Raw genomic sequence first — 17,171 nt, forward strand, 5'->3', positions numbered from 1 at the left:
CCGCGCCGTCCTCAGATCACGATCAGGTCGGCCTGCAAGGCGCCGGCCTGCTTCAAGGCTTCGAGGATCGCCATCAGGTCGCCGGGCGCTGCGCCCACCTGGTTCACCGCGCGGACGATTTCATCCAGCGTGGTGCCTGGGCCGAACTTGAACATCGGCTTGGCTTCCTGCTCGGCATTGACCCGCGAGCGTGGCACCACGGCAGTCTGGCCATTGGAGAAGGCCCCCGGCTGGCTGACGATCGGGTCTTCGGTGATGGTCACGGTCAGGCTGCCGTGGGTTACCGCCGCCGGCGACACCTTGACGTTCTGGCCGATGACAATGGTACCGGTACGCGAGTTGATGATGACCTTGGCCACCGCCTGGCCCGGGTCGATTTCGAGGTTTTCGAGGATCGACAGATAATCCACGCGCTGGCTTGGGTCCATCGGCGCACTGACTCGCACCGAACCACCATCCACGGCCTGGGCCACGCCGGGGCCGAGCAGGTCGTTGACCTTGTCCACGATGCGCTTGGCGGTCGTGAAGTCGGGGCGATTGAGGTTCAGGGTCAGGGTATTGCCCTGGTTGAAGCCACTCGGCACCGCACGCTCGACACTGGCACCACCCGGAATACGACCGGCCGACGGAACGTTGACAGTGATCTTCGAGCCGTCACGACCTTCGGCATCAAAGCCGCCCACGACCAGGTTGCCCTGGGCAATGGCGTAGACATTGCCGTCGATACCCTTGAGCGGGGTCATCAACAGGCTGCCGCCGCGCAGGCTTTTCGAGTTACCGATCGACGACACGGTGATGTCCACCACCTGGCCCGGCTTGGCGAACGGTGGCAGGTCGGCATGCACCGACACTGCGGCAACGTTCTTCAGCTGTACGTTGCCGGAACCGGCCGGCACCTTGATGCCGAATTGCGACAGCATGTTGTTGAAGGTTTGCAGGGTGAACGGCGTCTGGGTGGTCTGGTCACCCGTGCCATTGAGGCCCACCACCAGGCCGTAACCAATCAACTGGTTGGAACGTACGCCAGAGATGCTGGCAATGTCCTTCAGACGCTCGGCCTGGGCAGCGAAGGCGCAGGACAAAAGCAGGGTTGTGGCAATCAGCTGCCTTACGTTGAACATGGTCATCCGTACTCAGAAAGGCCAAAGCGGGCTGATGAAGAAGCGGTCCAGCCACCCGGGTTGGCTGGCATCGGCGAACGAACCGGTACCGGAGTAGGTGATGCGCGCGTCGGCCACACGGGTGGACGGCACGGTGTTGTCGGTGGCGATATCGTCAGCGCGGATCATGCCGGCAATGCGCACCAGCTCTTCGCCGGTGTTCAGGGTCAGCCACTTCTCGCCGCGCACGGCGATAATGCCGTTGGGCAGCACCTCGGCCACGGTGACGGTGATCGAACCGGTCAGCGTGTTGCCTTGGGTAGCCTTGCTGTCGCCCTTGGTGGCGCGATCGCCGCTGTAACCGGCCTCCAGCGAAAGGTCGCCGCCACCGAACGGATTATTGGTGTTGGGCGTGGTACCAAACAGCGAAGTCAGGCCGATGTCGGTCTTGCTGGTCTTGGCGATCTGCGAGCCCGCGTTCTTGCTGGCGGACGTGCGCTCATTGAGCGTGATGGTGATGATGTCACCCACCCGGAACGCCTTGCGGTCGCTGTACAGGTTCTGCTCGAAACCGGCCTGGTAGATCGAACCGTTGTTGGCCGCTGCCGGCAACGGGGTGCGCGGCAACACCGGCGCATAGTACGGGTCGTTGGGCTTGGGCGTCGGTGCGACGCAACCTGCCAGCAACACCGCCCCCCCCAGGGCGAACACGGACAACAGACGATTCATGATGCAAACCTCACGGGTGTAACAAAGCGACAGGGCTTAGAGCTGCTGAGTAACGAACGACAGCATCTGGTCGGCGGTGGAGATGACCTTGGAGTTCATCTCGTAGGCGCGCTGGGTGGTGATCATGTTCACCAGCTCTTCCACCGTGCTGACGTTGGAGTTTTCCAGCGTCTGCTGAAGGGTAGTGCCGAAGCCATTGAGGCCCGGAGTGCCGACCTGCGGTGCACCACTGGCAGCGGTTTCCAGGAACAGGTTGTTACCCATCGCCTGCAGGCCAGCCGGGTTGATGAAGTCGGCGGTCTGAATGTTGCCGATAACCTGCGCAGCCGGGTTGCCGGCGGTGGTGATCGACACGGTGCCGTCCTGCCCGACGGTGAAGGTCTGGGCGTCGTTCGGGACCACGATGGCAGGCTCCAGCGCCAAACCATCGGCGTTGACGATCTGGCCATCGGAGTTCAGGTGGAACGTACCGTCGCGGGTGTAGGAGACGGTGCCGTCAGGCTGCAGGATCTGGAAGAAACCACGGCCATTGACAGCCATATCCAGCGGGTTTTCCGTGGTCTGCAAGCTACCGGTCTGGAAGTTTTTCTGCGTGCCGACAATGCGCACACCGGTACCGACCTGCAGGCCCGACGGCAGTTCGCTGTCCTGGGTAGACTGCGCGCCTGGCTGACGCTTGATCTGGTACAGCAGGTCCTGGAACTCGGCACGATCACGCTTGAAGCCGGTGGTCGAGACGTTGGCCAGGTTGTTGGAGATGACCGTCAGGTTGGTGTCCTGTGCGGACAGGCCGGTTTTAGCGACCCAGAGAGCCGGAAGCATTTAGTGTTCTCCTCGTGCGCCTGAATTACGGCACCCGTTCAAATGTGGTTAGCCGAGTTGCAAAACACGCGCCATGGCTTCGTCGCCTTCCTTGGCTGCGTTCATCATCTTGACGTGCAGTTCGAACTGGCGGGACAGCGCCAGTACAGAGGTCATTTCCTCGACAGCATTGACGTTGCTGCCCTGCAGAAAACCTGAAACCACCCGCACGTTGACGTCGGCATCCGCGGGTTGGCCGGACGAGGTGTGAATCAGCCCGTCCTGGCCCTTGGTCAGGCCTTTGGTGTCGGGGTTGACCAGCTTGATGCGGTCGACTTCCGCCATCACGCGCGGGTCTTCACCCATGGAACGGATGCTGATGGTGCCATCGGAGCCGACTTCGACCTTCTGCTCGGGCGGGATGGCAATCGGGCCGCCGTTGCCAAGCACAGGCATACCGTTGCCGGTACGCAATACCCCGAGAGCATCGATGTTCAGACTACCGGTACGCACATACGCTTCGCTGCCATCTGGCGCCTGCACGGCGATAAAACCGTTACCGCTCACAGTCACATCCAGGTCACGGCCGGTTTCCACCATCGGGCCTTCACTGAAGTCAGTGCCTGGGCGCTCGGTCATGGCAAAGGCACGCGCCGGAAAGCTGTCACCGAACACCGGCATCGAGCGCGCCTGCTCCAGGTCACGCTGAAAACCATTGGTCGAAATGTTGGCCAGGTTGTTGGCATGAGCCTTCTGCGCCAGCGCGTTCTGGCTAGCCCCGGTCATGGCCACATAAAGCATCTTGTCCACAATCATCCTCCATTGCACTGGCGGCCGTTTGCCGTTCGCCGTTGCTCTACAGGGGCTAAAGCAAGTTCCGAACCAACTTGCTAAAAGCAGGAAAAAGCCCATGAATACGGGCAGTTGAGAAAGCCCATGCAGCGACGGCCGCCGGTTATCCGGCGCTGTTTTGCCGTTGGCGGCAAAAAGGTTTCATTTGCAGGCAAACCTGTGCCTACGGCAGGTCACGGCAACGCGCATTGCTGTAGGGCCCGGCAAAGCGTCTCCAGCCTTCACCTGGCGACCACTGGGAACACACCAGACGCCCATCTACCAGGCTTTCCCATCGCCAGTAAGGCGCTGGCGCCGCCTGCACCTGACCAAGACAGCAGGCGAGCAGCATTCCGACAAACAGCCTTTTCATCACCCCTCCTGCAAAAACAACGAACCCCTTCACGAGAAAGGGGTTCGCCTGCACTCACTCAAACGATGACGATCAAGTCATCTGAATGATGGTCTGCATCACGGTGCTTTCGGTCGAAATGGTCTTGGCGTTCGCCTGGTAGTAGCTTTGCGCCTTGATCAGATCAACCAGCTCTTGCGTCAGGTTGACGTTGGAACCTTCCAGGGAGTTGGACTCGATCGCACCCAAAGTACCGGTTTTCGGCGAATCGATACCCGGAATGCCAGAGTTGTAGGTCTCGGTCCAACGGGTACTGCCGATTTGCTGCAGCCCCTGCTCGTTGGCAAAACTCGCCAGCGCTACCTGGCCAATGGCGCGCGACTGGCCATTGCTGAAGGAGGCGAACAATACACCTGTCGCGTCGATGCTCAGGTTGGACAGAATGCCCGTGGCATAACCGTCCTGAGACTGGGACATGCGCGCAGTTTCAGTGTTGTAGGAGGTGGTGCTGGCCATCGACATTTTCATGCCGGCAGCATCGCCCACCGCGCCATTGGCACTCCAGTTACCTGAAGCATCTTCGGCTGCCGGCACCCAGCCAATCATGCTGAAGGTATTGTTGACGACCGTGAACGAGGTGCCCACCGGATGCCCCGTATTGTCGGCCGTCATCGAGTTGACCGAACCATCACTGTTGAATGCGATCGTGCCCACCAGTGGCTCCGTACTCCCCGGATTGAACGGGTTACGCCCATCAACGAGCGTGTACATGGTCCACTCGTTGGTGCCCGTCTTACGGTAGAACTGCTCCATGGTGTGTTCGTTGCCCTGGCTGTCATACACCTTGGTCGGGAACGAGCGGGTATAGGTCGTATCGTCAGAAGGGTCGAACGGCTTGTTCGCCACCAAGGCAGGCGAGGTAACACCCAGCGCCTGGTCAGTACCTGCCGCGCCACTGGCAACCCAGTCGCCATTCGCATCCTGAGCGGCCGGCACCCAGCCGGTCATGGCAAATGCACCATTGCTGACAGTGAACGACGCCCCACTTGGCACACCCGTGGTGTCGGCCAGCATGGAGCTGATGGTGCCATCACTGTTGTAGTTGATGGTGCCGGCCAGCGGGGTGGTACTGGCTGGATCGAACGGGTTTCGACCATCGACCAGCGTGTACATGGTCCATTCGTTGGTATCGGTCTTGCGGTAGTACTGCTGCACTTCGTGCTGAACGCCGTCAGCATCCAGCACGGTACTGGTGCTAGAGCGCTGATAAGTGCTTGGGTCCGCAGGGTCGAATGCAGCCATGGCTGGCGGCTTGGTGTTGTCATACACCTGGAAAGGAATCGAGGCCGCCGAGGAGTTCAGGTTGATACCCTGATCGATCAACGAGGTCGGCTTGGGCTGCAATGCCGATGTGTCGATTTTCAGGTCGGTCAGGCCGCTTTTCTGGATCTTGCCGGTGGCATCCGCCATGTAACCTTGCAGGCGCAGGCCATCGGAGGTCTCGACGAAGTTGTCCTTGCTAGGCTGGAAAGAACCAGCCCGCGTGTAAACCTTCGAGCCGTTGTCAGACAGCACGAAGAAGCCCTGGCCCTGGATACCCATGTCCAGCGCGTTGCCCGTAGTGTTTACATCACCCTGGGTGAATTGCTGGGAAATGGCTGCCAGTCGCACACCATTGCCCACCTGGTTCTTGCCCACACCCAGACGGTTGGCGCCCGCATAAACATCCGCGAACTCGGCACGCGAGGCCTTGAACCCCGTGGTATTGACGTTGGCGATGTTGTTGCCGGTGACATCCAGTTGTTTGTTGGCTGCGTACAGACCGCTAAGGCCGATATTGAAAGACATGAATTCGCTCCTTTTGCCGCGCTAGCGGGCCTTAGATACCGATGGTTTGCACGTCGGAGAGGGAGACCTTGCCTACACCGGCAAGGTTGAGCACCATTTCTCCTGAGGCACTGAAGCTGACGCTGGTTACCTTGGCCGGCAACAGCGTGCTCATTTGCACCGCCTCGCCATCGACTGTGGTGCTAGCGGTGAAGGTGTAAGTGCCCGGGTCGACTTTCTCGCCACTGTTGTTGGTACCGTCCCAGATGAAGTCGGCGTAACCGGCTTTCTGCTCACCCAACTCGATGGTCTTGACCGTGTTGCCATCCTTGTCCTTGATAGTGATCTTCGCTTCACTGATTGCCTGAGGCACAACGAACTGGGCATTGAAGCTTTCAGCGGTATCAACCACAGCCTTGTCGTTCTGAACCACCACCGAGCGCCCTACCAGCGACGACGCTTGAAGCGCCTGGGACGAGGCCATTGCACTGGTGATGGAGCTGACCGAATCGTTCAGCGAGGTAATACCTTCCAGGCTGCTGAACTGCGCCAACTGGGCAACGAACTCGCTGTTATCCTGCGGGTCCAGCGGGTTCTGGTGTTGCATCTGGGTGACCAGCAGCTGCAGAAAGGCATCTTTGCCAAGCGAATCGTTGCCGGTCTTGGATGCAGTGTCCGTGGTCTTTTTGGTGCTGGTGCCCACGCCCGACGCCGACAGCACGTCATTGAGGTTTACACCGTTAGTATCGATTGCCATGGTCTGAATTCCTTATCACTGCCCCAGGGTCAGCACTTTCTGCATCATGCTCTTGGCCGTATTCATCAGTTCGGCGTTGGTCTGAAACGCGCGACTGGCGGAGATCATGTCAGCCATCTCCTCGACCACATTGACGTTCGGGTAGTAGACGTAGCCGTCCTTGTTCGCCGCCGGGTGGTTCGGCTCGTAGCGTGCTTCCAGCGTGCTCTGGTCTTCGACGATGCCTTTTACCTGCACGCCCTGCCCTGCCTCGCCCTGGTCTTCGAACAGCGACTGGCTGCTGCCGGCCTGTGCATTCTGGAAAGTGGTGGCGAACACCGGGTGACGGGCGCGGTACGTCTGGTCGATGCTCGAAGACACGGTCTCGGCGTTGGCGATGTTGGACGCCACGGTGTTCAGACGCGTGTTCTGTGCGCTCATGCCGCTACCGGCAATGTTGAAGACACTGGAAAGGGACATGGTCATTCTCCCCGCAGGGCGGAAACCAGCCCTTTGAATTTACTGTTGAGCAAGGTGAAGCTTGCCTGGAAGCCAATCGCGTTTTCGGTGTAGTTCGATTGCTCGATCTGCGCGTCCACGGTGTTCTGGTCGATCGACGGCTGCAGCGGTGTACGGTACTTGAGGGTATCGTCAGCCGCGATGGCGAGGCCTTCGGCTTCGATGTGCCGGCTGTTGGTACGGTCCATGGCGAAGCGGCCGCCTTGCTGCTTGCTGGTCTCGGCGGCGAGCACCGAAGAAAAGTCCATGTCACGCGCCTTGTAATTGGGCGTGTCGGCGTTGGCGATATTGTTGGCCAACACCTCGGCGCGCTGAGCGCGGAAGCCCAGGGCCTTTTCGTGGATACCAAGCGCCTTGTCGAAACTGATGCTCATGTCGGGGAAACCTTCAGAGGTTGACCGGAATTTCGTTGAGCAAGGTATAGCAAGGGCTGTGCCAACCACTGAAAAGCCCGTGTTTAGGGAGGATTGCGGCGCAGTACTGTCAGGTTGATGCCAGAAAAGCGGCAAAGGCCTTCCGCCTGAGGTGACAAAAGCGGCAATTGATGGGCGGCAAAAGCGGCAAAACAAAAAATTGACGTCAGTGTTTTCCTGTGCGGGCCTCTTCGCGGGTAAACCCGCTCCTACACGCGGCCTGTGCCCAACCACCGACCTATGTCCACCCCCGATCCGTCGTAGGAGCGGGTTTACCCGCGAATACGGTAGCGGCAGCAACGGTGAACGGCGGGTGGAGATTGGCCAGCAGGGCCGACCTCTTCGCGGGTAAACCCGCGCCTACGGGGAGCTCGGCAGGAACAGCGGATAGGCAAACAAAAAGACCGGCATCTCTCGATACCGGCCTTCGTGCTTACTTGGCCTGGTAGATGATCCCCGGGCTGCACTGCACCATCTGGTAATGGTCCGGCAAGCCGTTCAGCGCTTCCGAGGCGCCGAGGAACAGGTAGCCACCTGGCTTGAGGGTACTGTGAATGCGCAGCAGGATGTCCTTCTTCACCTGCGCCGAGAAATAGATCAGCACATTGCGGCAGAACACGATGTCGAACTTGCCCAGACTGGCATAGCTGTCGAGCAGGTTGAACGAGCGGAATTCGACACGGCTGCGAATCGCTGGCTTGACCGCCCAACGCCCCGGCCCTTTGGGGTCGAAGTAGCGCTGCAGGCGCTCCTGGGACAGGCCGCGGGCAATCGCCAGGCTATCGTATTCGCCGGTCTTGCAGTTGGTCAGCATGGTGCCGGAGAGGTCGGTGGCGACGATCTGCGCCCCCATCTTCAACTGGCCGAGGTTGCTGCGCTCGAACTCGTCGATCGCCATCGAGATGGAATACGGCTCCTGCCCCGACGAACAGGCCGCCGACCACATGCGCAGGCGCTGGCCGGGGTTGTTGCGGATGAACTCGGGGATCACCTTGTTCTTCAACACCTCAAAGGGGTAGGTGTCGCGAAACCACAGGGTCTCGTTGGTGGTCATGGCATCGACCACCTGCTCGCGCAAACCGCCGCGCGGCTGGGCCTGAATGCGCTGCACCAGCTCACCCAGGCTCTTGATGCCCTGTTGTTCCATCAGCTTGTTGAGACGGCTGGAAACCAGATACTGCTTATTCTCGCCCAGCAGGATGCCACAGGCTTTCTCCAGGAAGACCCGGAACTGTTCGAAATCCAAATTACCCGTAGACACTACTGCCGCCTCTTTTCAATCACTGGTGCCGGGGGCATGCCCCCGGCTGCTTCAATGCGCTGCCTTGATCCGGTCGACCACCCGTTGGGCCAGGTCGTCCGGCTTGAACTTGGCCAGGAAGTCATCGGCGCCGACCTTCTTGACCATTGCCTGGTTGAACACCCCGGAAAGCGAAGTATGCAGGCAGATGTGCAATTTTTGCATGCGCGGATCGCTGCGAATCTCCGCGGTTAGCGTATATCCGTCCATTTCCGGCATTTCAATGTCCGAGATCATCATCAGGAACTCTTCTTCCGGCTTTTTGCCCTCATCCACCAGCTGACGCAGGTAGTTCAGCGCCTGACGGCCATCATTGAGCGCCACCACCTCGACCCCAACGGTCTGCAAGCAACGGCTGACCTGCTTGCGCGCCACTGACGAGTCGTCGACGGTCAGCACCCGCATCAACACCGCCTTGTCCTGCACTTCGGCATCGATCACACCGGCCGATACCGACTCGGACGACGGCGACACTTCGGCCAGCACCTTCTCCACGTCGATGATCTCGACCATGCGGTTGTCCACCCGGGTGACCGCGGTGAGGTAGTGATCACGGCCAGTACCCTTGGGTGGCGGATGGATCTCTTCCCAGTTCATGTTGACGATGCGCTCCACCGAATGCACCAGGAAGCCTTGGGTCTTGGTGTTGTACTCGGTGATGATCACGAAGCTGTTGCGTGTGTCTTCCTGCAGCGGTCGCAACCCGGTGGCCATCGACAAGTCGAGGATCGGGATGGTCGACCCACGAATATTGGCAACGCCACGCACCACAGGGTGCGCCTTGGGCAGCAGGGTCAGCGCAGGGCATTGCAGTACTTCCCTGACCTTGAACACATTGATGCCGTAAAGCTGTTCGCCATTGAGGCGGAACAGCAGCAATTCCAGGCGATTCTGCCCCACCAGCTGCGTGCGCTGGTTGACCGAATCCATAACACCCGCCATGCCAGACTCCTTAACGTTTCAGCCTTTCGTTGCAACTCAGGTAGCGAGTCGGCACGGGCTTTGCTTTTTTGAGTGTCATGCACACGAAAACGACATTTTCCCGACGATTGACACGCCTGCTGACTGGCCCGCTGGCCACGCTGTGCCTGCTGATGCCCGGCGTTCGCACGGTGGCGAACGCGTTCACCTTGCCTGAACAGCTTATCGGTGTCACCCAAGGGTTTCTTGAATTCACCGTTGAAGATTATCTGTCCACTACCCAGACCGCCGGCCGCTATGAAATCCAGGTCAACCCGCTGGACCCACGCCTGCGCATGCCGTTGTGCAGTCAGCAGCTGGACGCCTCACTGGAAAGCCCGGCCCAGCCGCTGGGCCGGGTGACGGTACGGGTACGTTGCAACGGCGCAGCACCGTGGACGGTATTTGTGCCGGCCACCGTGCGACTTTTCCGCGACGTGGTGGTGGTGACCCGCCCGCTCAAGCGCGACAACACGGTCGGCGAAGGTGACGTGGCCCTGCGCGAGCGCGATGTCGGCACCCTGGGCCAGGGCTTTCTGACCGAGCTGGACCAGGCGGTGGGCATGAAGATGCTGCGCCCCACGGTGATCGACCAGGTGCTCACCCCGCAACACCTGGAACAGGCCGAGGTGGTGCGCAAGGGTGACCAGGTGGTGATCATTGCCCGCAGTGGCAGCCTGAGTGTGCGCATGCCGGGCGAAGCCCTGAGCAAGGGCGGCCTGAGCGAGCAGATCCGGGTACGCAACCTCAATTCAAAACGCGTGGTCAAGGCCAGGGTGACCGGCCCGGGCCAAGTCGAGGTCAGTATGTAGGCCAGCCACCAGATTGCGCTGGCAGTGAGGAACCGCTTTTCCTAAACTGTGTCAGAACACGGGTTCGCGGGCTTGCCGACAGGCGGCAATGCATTTGTGCCTAAAGTTTATATCGGGTTGGCCGAAAACAAGGCAAGCGTCCAAATACCCAGAGGTTTCTGATCATGGTCATCGACTTCAGTCGTTTGAATAACTCTCCGTCCGTCACGGGCGGCGTGCGCGGCAACACCGCGTCCGGCAGCGCCGAAAAACCGGCAGCCAGCCAGGAAGCGGTGAAAGACACCAGCGCCAGCGGAGAGGCGGTACACCTCAGCCAGGAGGCACAGCAGTTGCAGAAGATCAGCGACAAGCTGCGCGACGAGCCCGTGGTCAACAGCGCCCGTGTGGCCCAGTTGAAGCAGGCAATCGCCGACGGCAGCTACCAGGTCGATGCCGGCCGGGTCGCCAGCAAACTGCTCGATTTCGAAGCCCAGCGCTGACCGTACGGCGCGCTGACTTCACGGACGCCAGAAAAGCCAAGAGTTAGCCATGCACGACACCACCTTGCTGCAACTAATCGAAGATGACATTGCCCCGATGCAGGAACTGCTCGACCTTCTGCAGAAGGAGTCTGTAGCCCTGCATGGCCGCGATATGGCGCCACTGGAAAATATCCTGGCCCGCAAGCAGTCTTTGATCGTGTTACTGGAGCAGCAAGGCCTGCGGCGCAACAACCTGCTCACCAGCCTTGGCCTGAGCGCAGATCGCGCCGGCGTGGAGGCTGTGGCGGCCCAATCGCCTAACGGTGAATTGATCCTGCAACAACTGGACGTGATCAGCCAGTTGATGCAAGCCTGCCAACAGCTTAACGAAACCAATGGCCGGATCATCCAGGTGCAGCAACACGTCACCAACAACCAGATCCGGATCCTCATGGGCGGCGACTCGCCTTCGCTCTACGACAGCCGTGGCAGCACCTCGCCTCTGGCCAAGCCGCGCGCGCTCAGCCAAGTGTGATTTTTCTATCAAGGCACAGAACATAGTGGCAAAATGCCGTTACTTGCGTGTGTCGCTTTTGCCTGGAGAACGATAAGCTGTGTTCAATGAATCCGATGCCCCGCAACCACCCAAGGTGTTGAGCACCCCCTTGGAGATTGCGGCCAACTTGCGGCAGCTGCAGGAAAGCCACGACCCCCTGATCATCACCTTCCATGACCGCAGCCAGCGCTTCCAGAGCTATGTGGTGCACGTGGACCGCGAAAGCAACACCCTGGCACTGGATGAGATGATCCCCCGTGACGGCGAGAAATTCATCGAGAACGGCGAGCACTTCCGTGTCGAAGGCTTCCACGATGGTGTACGCATCGCCTGGGAATGCGATCACGCACTGAAAATCAGCGAAGTCGACGGCCACCGTTGCTACAGCGGCGCCCTGCCGCAAGAGATGACCTATCACCAGCGCCGCAACGCCTTCCGCGCCGCACTGAAGCTATCGCAACTGGTCGATATCATCCTCGACGGCGCTCACCTCAAGGGCAACGGCGCCATGCGAGGCAAGCTGCTGGATATCTCGGCCACAGGCTGCAAACTGCGCTTTGAAGGCAATGTCGAAGACCGCTTGCAACTGGGCCAGGTGTATGAGCGTTTCAAGGCAGGCAACCCACTGGGCCTGGTGGACACCATGGTCGAGCTGCGTCATCTGCACTATGAAGAGCGCATCAACACCACCTTTGCCGGCGTGCGCTTCCACAACCTGAGCGGGCAGGCTCAACGCAAGATCGAGAGTTTCGTGTACCAGCTGCAGCGTGAGGCGCGGCGGTTCGACAAGGACGATTATTGATCGTCGGTCGGTAAAACAGAAAACGCCACCTGCTGAGGTGGCGTTTTCATTTGTGTTTCTGCTGGGCTGGCCTCTTCGCGGGTAAACCCGCTCCTACACCGACTTGCTGACCTCTTCAGGCGCCTGTTGCTGCGCGCCCTTCTCTTCATCCTCGGTGTCTTCAGCCGCCACCGGCGCCTGCATCACGTCCTGCACCGTCTGCTCATCCACTCGCGGGTCCAGCGCCGCCGACAATGGCGAACCGGCCGCCGGCATCGCCACGTGGCCCAGCGGTGCGTCCTGCACCTGATGCAGGCCGGTAACCGCTTTCGGCCGAATGCGCCAGACCAGCACCAGGGCAAAGAACACGAAGAAGGCATACAGCATCTGCGCGCCCAGCACTTTCATCAGAACGCCTGCCGCCAGCGGGCCGACGCATGCACCCACACCGTAGGTCACCAACAGCATCGCCGTCAGCGATACCCGGCGCTCGCTTTCCACGTGGTCATTGGAAAAGGCAACCGCCAGCGGGTACAGGCAGAACTGCAGCAGCGAGATCAGGAAGCCGATACCGAACAGCAACTCCAGCGGCACACTGGGCAGTATTGCCAATGGCGCAGCAGCCAGCGCCAGCCCCACTGCCACACTCCGAATCAGCACCGCCCGGTCATAACGGTCAGACAACCAGCCCAGCGGCCACTGCACCAGCAGGCCGGCAAAAATGCAGCTACCCATGAACAGACCGATCTGCTCGGTACTCATCCCCTGGCTTGACGCATATAAAGGCGCCAGACCGTAGAACGAGCCGACAATCAGCCCCGAGCCCAAAACCGTACTGAGCGACTGCGGCACGCGCTTGATGAAAAACTTCGGCTCCATCGGTGCCGGGCGCAAGGGCGCCGGGTGAATACGCCGGGTCATCGCCACGGGCACCAGGCACAGGGCAAAGCACATCGCCACCAGCATCAGCAGCTCAGGGCCGAGCTGCGGGTGCACCACCAGAATCAACTGGCCAAGCACCAGCCCCAGGTACGAGGCAATCATGTAGCCGCTGAACACCGCGCCCCGGTGTTTCACATCGGCCTGCTCATTGAGCCAGCTCTCGATGACCATGTATTGGCACATCATCCCCAGGCCGACGATCATGCGCAGCCCGACCCAGGCCGGCAGCCAGCTGGTCAGGCCATGACCGAGCACCGCAGCGCCGACGATACCGGCACAGGTGGCATAGGCGCGTATGTGCCCTACCCGTCCGATCAGCCGGTGGCCAACCTTGCCGCCAACCGCCAGACCAAAGTAGTTGGCCGCCATCAACGCACCCACCCACAGGCTGTCGACGTGGTCGGCAGCCAGGCGCAGGGCCAGGTAGGTGCTGAGCAGGCCCGAGCCGATCAACATCATCAGCGCGGCGAAATACAACGACTGAAACGGCTTCCATACATTTCGCATACGTCCCGTGGAGCTCCCTGGTCAGGTGGCAGTTTTGGGTGCTAGCAGCATAAAGGCAAAAACCGCCTGGCGCAGGCCCCCCGACAGCTATTTGGCATTGCGGGGGCGTGCCCGGTGCAGGTTGTGTCGCGCTCAGGCCTGTGCCGCCAGGACCCGGCGCTCCCACGGCGTGATCTCGTCGAAGAAATCGCTCAGCTCAAGCGTCTTGCTGGCAATGTAGCCTTCGATGAACTCGCTGCCGAACAGTTCCCGCGCCAGCGCGCTGCGCTTGAGCCTTTCAAGGGCCGCGTGCAGCGTGCACGGCAGGCTCAGGTGCTCGGGCACTTCGAATTCGCCCTGGATGGCTGGCGATGGTTGCAAGCGCTGCTCGATGCCATGCAGCCCGGCGGCCAGGCTGGCAGCAATGGCCAGGTACGGGTTGGCATCGGCGCCAGGCAGGCGGTTCTCCACCCGTCGGGCGACCGGTGCACTGGCCGGAATGCGCAAGCCAGCAGCGCGATTGTCCTCGGACCAGCACGCATTGTTCGGCGAGGCATAGGGGTGGCACAGGCGCTGGTAGGAATTGACGTTGGGCGCGAACAGGGCGGTGAAGTCGGCCATGCACGCCTGTAACCCACCGATGAAGTGGTGGAAGGTGTCTGTCGGCAGGCCCTGCTCGTCACTGAACACGTTACGCCCGCTGCCGGCCTCGACCAGGCTCTGGTGAATGTGCATGGAACTGCCGGGCGTACGCGCCAGCGGCTTGGCCATACAGACTACGGTCAGCCCGTGCTTGAGCGCCACTTCCTTGAGCAGGTGCTTGAACAGGAAGGTCTGGTCGGCCAACAGCAGCGGGTCGCCGTGCAGCAGGTTGATCTCGAACTGGCTGACACCCATTTCGTGCATGAAGGTGTCACGTGGCAGGCCGAGCGCGGCCATGCAGTGGTACACCTCCTTGAAGAACGGGCGCAGGCCGTTGTTGGAACTGACACTGAACGCCGAATGGCCCAGCTCGCGGCGGCCATCGCTGCCTACAGGCGGCAGGAACGGTTGCTGCGGGTCTGTGTTGGGGGCAAAGACGAAGAACTCCAGCTCGGTTGCCACTACCGGCGCCAAGCCCAGTGCCGCATAGCGGGCTATCACGGCTTTTAGCTGGCCCCGGGTGGACAGTGCCGAGGGCCGGCCATCCAGCTCGTTGGCATCGCAGATGGCCAAGGCACGGCCGTCGTTGCTCCAGGGCAGGCGGTGGACCTGACTGGGTTCGGCCACCAGTGCCAGGTCGCCGTCATCACTGCCGTAGAACTTCGCCGCTGGGTAGCCACCCATGATGCACTGCAGCAGCACACCCCGGGCCATCTGCAGGCGACGGCCTTCGAGGAAGCCGTCGGCGGTCATCACCTTGCCGCGCGGGACGCCGTTGAGGTCGGGGGTGACGCATTCGATTTCATCGATGCCCTGGAGCTGAGCGGTGCTCATGACGCTTGTCCTTGTTGTTGTAGGCTGACAACAACATAGGCTGCGGGTGTTTAAAATATCAAGCAGCCTATATAGGTGCCTGTGTCGGCCTCTTCGCGGGTGACCCCGCGCCTACAGGTGGGTGCGCCCCGTGTAGGAGCGGGTTCACCCGCGAAGAGGCCGGCACAGCCCCCTACTCCCGCAAGGTCATGCCATTGGCCGGCAACGGCAACGCCGTCTTGTAGCGCACCTGCTTCAGGGCAAAACTCGAACGAATATTGGCCACCCCCGGCAAGCGCGTCAGGTAATCGAGAAACCGCTCCAGCGCCTGGATGCTCGGCAGCAGCACCCGCAACAGGTAATCCGGGTCCCCGGTCATCAGGTAGCACTCCATCACCTCGGGCCGCTCGGCGATCTCTTCTTCAAACCGATGCAACGACTGCTCCACCTGTTTTTCCAGGCTGACATGGATAAACACATTCACATCCAGCCCCAGCACCTCAGGCGACAGCAAGGTCACCTGCTGGCGGATCACCCCCAGCTCTTCCATGGCCCGCACCCGGTTGAAACAAGGCGTGGGCGACAGGTTCACCGAGCGTGCCAGCTCGGCATTGGTGATGCGGGCGTTCTCTTGCAGGCTGTTGAGAATGCCGATATCAGTACGATCGAGTTTGCGCATAAGACAAAATCACCGGTTTTTTGTGTTTATGCGGAATGTTTATCTGCCCCGCTCAGCAAAGGCAATCAACTTGAGAGAAAAATTCTCCTGCCGGGCCACTAAGATGTAGGTGACGCTGACTTACCAGTCACAAGCCGGTACTCAGCGGCGGCCGCTTCAGAGCTCACAAAAACAAATACCCGAGCGAGCGTAAAAAGCATGAACGAGTACGCCCCCCTGCGTTTGCATGTGCCCGAGCCCACCGGCCGGCCAGGCTGCCAGACCGATTTTTCCTACCTGCGCCTCAACGATGCAGGTCAAGCCCGTAAACCCGCGATCGATGTCGATGCTGCCGACACTGCCGACCTGTCCTACAGCCTGGTCCGCGTGCTCGACGAGCAAGGCGACGCGCAAGGCCCCTGGGCCGAAGACATTGACCCGCAGATCCTTCGTCAAGGCATGCGCGCCATGCTCAAGACGAGGATCTTCGACAGCCGCATGGTGGTTGCCCAGCGCCAGAAGAAGATGTCCTTCTACATGCAAAGCCTGGGCGAAGAAGCCATCGGCAGCGGCCAGGCGCTGGCGCTGAACCGCACCGACATGTGCTTCCCGACCTACCGCCAGCAAAGCATCCTGATGGCCCGCGACGTGTCGCTGGTCGAGATGATCTGCCAACTGCTGTCCAACGAGCGCGACCCCCTCAAGGGCCGCCAGTTGCCGATCATGTACTCGGTGCGCGAAGCCGGCTTCTTCACCATCAGCGGCAACCTGGCGACCCAGTTCGTGCAGGCGGTCGGCTGGGCCATGGCATCGGCGATCAAGGGCGATACCAAGATCGCCTCGGCGTGGATCGGTGACGGCGCTACTGCCGAGTCAGACTTCCACACCGCCCTCACCTTTGCCCACGTATACCGCGCCCCGGTCATCCTCAACGTGGTCAACAACCAGTGGGCCATTTCCACCTTCCAGGCCATCGCCGGTGGCGAGTCGACCACCTTTGCCGGCCGTGGCGTGGGTTGCGGTATTGCTTCGCTGCGGGTTGACGGCAACGACTTCGTCGCCGTGTACGCCGCCTCGCGCTGGGCTGCCGAGCGCGCCCGCCGCGGCCTGGGCCCAAGCCTGATCGAGTGGGTCACCTACCGTGCCGGCCCGCACTCGACGTCGGACGACCCCTCCAAGTACCGCCCTGCCGATGACTGGAGCCACTTCCCGCTGGGTGACCCGATCGCCCGCCTGAAGCAGCACCTGATCAAGATCGGCCACTGGTCCGAAGAAGAACACCAGGCCGTCACGGCCGAGCTCGAAGCTGCGGTGATTGCCGCACAGAAAGAAGCCGAGCAGTACGGCACCCTGGCTAACGGGCACATCCCGAGCGCCGCCTCGATGTTCGAGGATGTGTACAAGGAGATGCCCGAACACCTGCGCCGTCAACGCCAGGAACTGGGGGTTTGA

At 60.9% G+C, this 17,171-nt stretch carries 19 protein-coding genes; 5 read left to right on the forward strand and 14 right to left on the reverse strand.

Annotated elements, in window-relative coordinates; all coding sequences use genetic code 11:
- Positions 1-11 precede the first annotated feature (11 nt).
- The 11 genes from V6093_RS10455 to V6093_RS10505 form a co-directional block, all read right to left on the reverse strand.
- Positions 12-1,121 (reverse strand): flagellar basal body P-ring protein FlgI, encoded by a 1,110-nt coding sequence (locus tag V6093_RS10455; RefSeq protein ID WP_004575771.1) that lies wholly within the window; start codon positions 1,119-1,121, stop codon positions 12-14.
- Between the two features lie 12 nt (positions 1,122-1,133).
- Positions 1,134-1,829: a flagellar basal body L-ring protein FlgH gene (flgH, locus tag V6093_RS10460; RefSeq protein ID WP_012051602.1), complete on the reverse strand. Its 696-nt coding sequence runs from the start codon at positions 1,827-1,829 to the stop codon at positions 1,134-1,136.
- Between the two features lie 36 nt (positions 1,830-1,865).
- Positions 1,866-2,651 carry a flagellar basal-body rod protein FlgG gene (gene flgG / locus V6093_RS10465; RefSeq protein WP_012051601.1) on the reverse strand — a complete coding sequence of 262 codons (786 nt, stop codon included), beginning with the start codon at positions 2,649-2,651 and terminating at the stop codon, positions 1,866-1,868.
- Positions 2,652-2,699: 48 nt separating this feature from the next.
- Positions 2,700-3,440 (reverse strand): flagellar basal body rod protein FlgF, encoded by a 741-nt coding sequence (locus V6093_RS10470; protein ID WP_012051600.1) that lies wholly within the window; start codon positions 3,438-3,440, stop codon positions 2,700-2,702.
- A 205-nt stretch (positions 3,441-3,645) separates the two neighbouring features.
- Positions 3,646-3,834: a hypothetical protein gene (locus V6093_RS10475; protein WP_265978559.1), complete on the reverse strand. Its 189-nt coding sequence runs from the start codon at positions 3,832-3,834 to the stop codon at positions 3,646-3,648.
- 72 nt (positions 3,835-3,906) lie between these two features.
- Positions 3,907-5,661 carry a flagellar hook-basal body complex protein gene (locus V6093_RS10480; RefSeq protein ID WP_047604196.1) on the reverse strand — a complete coding sequence of 585 codons (1,755 nt, stop codon included), beginning with the start codon at positions 5,659-5,661 and terminating at the stop codon, positions 3,907-3,909.
- 31 nt (positions 5,662-5,692) lie between these two features.
- Positions 5,693-6,397: a flagellar hook assembly protein FlgD gene (flgD, locus tag V6093_RS10485; protein WP_012051597.1), complete on the reverse strand. Its 705-nt coding sequence runs from the start codon at positions 6,395-6,397 to the stop codon at positions 5,693-5,695.
- A gap of 15 nt (positions 6,398-6,412) precedes the next feature.
- Positions 6,413-6,856 (reverse strand): flagellar basal body rod protein FlgC, encoded by a 444-nt coding sequence (gene flgC / locus V6093_RS10490; protein ID WP_012051596.1) that lies wholly within the window; start codon positions 6,854-6,856, stop codon positions 6,413-6,415.
- Between the two features lie 2 nt (positions 6,857-6,858).
- On the reverse strand, positions 6,859-7,269 hold the full coding sequence (gene flgB, locus V6093_RS10495) for a flagellar basal body rod protein FlgB (RefSeq protein ID WP_012051595.1): 411 nt from the start codon (positions 7,267-7,269) through the stop codon (positions 6,859-6,861).
- A gap of 472 nt (positions 7,270-7,741) precedes the next feature.
- Entirely contained in the window at positions 7,742-8,569 is an 828-nt protein-coding gene (gene cheR / locus V6093_RS10500; protein WP_004575768.1) for a protein-glutamate O-methyltransferase CheR, read from the reverse strand.
- A 51-nt stretch (positions 8,570-8,620) separates the two neighbouring features.
- Positions 8,621-9,550, reverse strand: a complete 930-nt coding sequence (locus V6093_RS10505; protein WP_003254476.1) for a chemotaxis protein CheV — start codon at positions 9,548-9,550, stop codon at positions 8,621-8,623.
- 77 nt (positions 9,551-9,627) lie between these two features.
- Here V6093_RS10505 and flgA point away from each other — a divergent pair, with 77 nt between their 5' ends.
- The 4 genes from flgA to V6093_RS10525 all read left to right on the forward strand — a co-directional run bounded on the left by flgA (position 9,628) and on the right by V6093_RS10525 (position 12,199).
- Entirely contained in the window at positions 9,628-10,380 is a 753-nt protein-coding gene (gene flgA, locus V6093_RS10510) for a flagellar basal body P-ring formation chaperone FlgA (RefSeq protein WP_003254477.1), read from the forward strand.
- Positions 10,381-10,544: 164 nt separating this feature from the next.
- Positions 10,545-10,859, forward strand: coding sequence for a flagellar biosynthesis anti-sigma factor FlgM (gene flgM, locus V6093_RS10515; protein WP_003254479.1), 315 nt, complete (start codon positions 10,545-10,547; stop codon positions 10,857-10,859).
- A 49-nt stretch (positions 10,860-10,908) separates the two neighbouring features.
- Positions 10,909-11,376 (forward strand): flagella synthesis protein FlgN, encoded by a 468-nt coding sequence (locus V6093_RS10520; RefSeq protein ID WP_012051592.1) that lies wholly within the window; start codon positions 10,909-10,911, stop codon positions 11,374-11,376.
- 79 nt (positions 11,377-11,455) lie between these two features.
- Positions 11,456-12,199 carry a flagellar brake protein gene (locus tag V6093_RS10525; protein ID WP_012051591.1) on the forward strand — a complete coding sequence of 248 codons (744 nt, stop codon included), beginning with the start codon at positions 11,456-11,458 and terminating at the stop codon, positions 12,197-12,199.
- A 93-nt stretch (positions 12,200-12,292) separates the two neighbouring features.
- Here V6093_RS10525 and V6093_RS10530 read toward each other — a convergent pair whose 3' ends face one another.
- The 3 genes from V6093_RS10530 to bkdR all read right to left on the reverse strand — a co-directional run bounded on the left by V6093_RS10530 (position 12,293) and on the right by bkdR (position 15,740).
- A complete protein-coding gene (locus V6093_RS10530) occupies positions 12,293-13,627 on the reverse strand; it encodes an MFS transporter (RefSeq protein ID WP_047604198.1) in 1,335 nt (444 codons plus the stop codon).
- Positions 13,628-13,759: 132 nt separating this feature from the next.
- A complete protein-coding gene (locus V6093_RS10535; protein WP_173881374.1) occupies positions 13,760-15,001 on the reverse strand; it encodes a glutamine synthetase family protein in 1,242 nt (413 codons plus the stop codon).
- Between the two features lie 253 nt (positions 15,002-15,254).
- Complete coding sequence (gene bkdR / locus V6093_RS10540; protein WP_003254485.1) at positions 15,255-15,740, reverse strand: Bkd operon transcriptional regulator BkdR; 486 nt, start codon at positions 15,738-15,740, stop codon at positions 15,255-15,257.
- 198 nt (positions 15,741-15,938) lie between these two features.
- Between bkdR and V6093_RS10545 the strand changes: the two genes are divergently transcribed.
- On the forward strand, positions 15,939-17,171 hold the full coding sequence (locus V6093_RS10545) for a 3-methyl-2-oxobutanoate dehydrogenase (2-methylpropanoyl-transferring) subunit alpha (protein WP_003254486.1): 1,233 nt from the start codon (positions 15,939-15,941) through the stop codon (positions 17,169-17,171).

The organism is Pseudomonas putida group bacterium ESBL64, assembly GCF_045277175.1.
GTDB classification, from domain to species: domain Bacteria; phylum Pseudomonadota; class Gammaproteobacteria; order Pseudomonadales; family Pseudomonadaceae; genus Aquipseudomonas; species Aquipseudomonas alloputida.